This window comes from Roseicyclus sp., from assembly GCF_052168335.1.
In the GTDB taxonomy this organism is placed as follows: Bacteria; Pseudomonadota; Alphaproteobacteria; order Rhodobacterales; family Rhodobacteraceae; genus Roseibacterium.
On record NZ_JBQLZP010000148.1, the window covers coordinates 1 to 1,112 of the forward strand.

General features: G+C 70.1%; 2 protein-coding genes. Both read right to left on the bottom strand.

Annotation, left to right across the window (positions count from 1 at the left end):
- Positions 1-173 precede the first annotated feature (173 nt).
- Positions 174-428, bottom strand: coding sequence for a hypothetical protein (locus ACTS11_RS04590; protein ID WP_442639165.1), 255 nt, complete (start codon positions 426-428; stop codon positions 174-176).
- 64 nt (positions 429-492) lie between these two features.
- Positions 493-1,112, bottom strand: a 620-nt coding sequence (locus tag ACTS11_RS04595; RefSeq protein ID WP_442639166.1) for an ATP-binding cassette domain-containing protein, incomplete at its 5' end; no start/stop codon positions are given.

A 1,112-nucleotide genomic window follows, 5' to 3' on the forward strand; every position in this document is an offset into this window, starting at 1 on the left:
GTCGGCCTCCACGCCCATCTCCTCGAGCGCCGAGAGGACGCCGAGATGGCACCACCCCCGCGCCCCCCCCGATCCGAGCGCGAGGCCGATCTTCCGTTTCCGGGTCAAGCGAAACTCCCCCTCGGCTGCGGAGTCAGCCTAGCGGGGCGGGGCGGCCAGGGAAAGCCGCCGGCTCAGTAGTTGGCGGGCGGATCGCTGGCCGGGAAGGACTGATCGCCGGCCTCGTCCGTCCGGTTCCAGTGGCGCGGCGGGTCGCGCATCGCCTCGGGACCGCCCGCGCGCACCGGGTTCGCGGCCCCCTCGGGCGCCGCGTCGCGGGCGCGTTCGGACCAGGCGGCCATGCGGCGCGCGCGCCACCCGGCGGATTTCTTCCATGCCGCCCGTGCGAGCATCAGCAGGACGAGCTTGGACTTCAGGGACCGGAACATGCCGTTTCCTCCGCTTGGGACGCGTCACGGGGGGAACGCGCGAAGCGGGGGAAGGGTTGCGCCTCTACTCTGCGGCGTGCTTGCGCGGCCGCAGCATCGGCCCGAGATAGCGGCCGGTATGCGAGCGCTCGACCCCGGCCACCTCCTCCGGCGTGCCGCAGGCGACGATCTCGCCGCCACCGTCGCCGCCCTCGGGGCCGATGTCCACGATCCAGTCGGCGGTCTTGATGACGTCGAGGTTGTGCTCGATCACCACGACCGTGTTGCCCTGCTCCACCAGCTCGTGCAGCACCTCGAGGAGCTTGCGCACGTCCTCGAAGTGCAGGCCCGTCGTCGGCTCGTCGAGAATATAGAGCGTCCGGCCCGTCGACCGCTTGGACAGTTCCTTGGACAGCTTCACGCGCTGCGCCTCGCCGCCGCTGAGCGTCGTGGCCTGCTGGCCGACCTTGATGTAGCCGAGGCCCACCTGCATCAGCGCGTCCATCTTCTCGCGGATCGAGGGGACCGCCCGGAAGAACTCCTGCGCGTCCTCGACCGTCATGTCGAGCACGTCGGCGATGGACTTGCCCTTGAACTGCACCTCCAGCGTCTCGCGGTTGTAGCGCTTGCCCTTGCAGGTCTCGCAGGTGACGTAGACGTCGGGCAGGAAGTGCATCTCGATCTTGATGACGCCGTCGCCCTGGC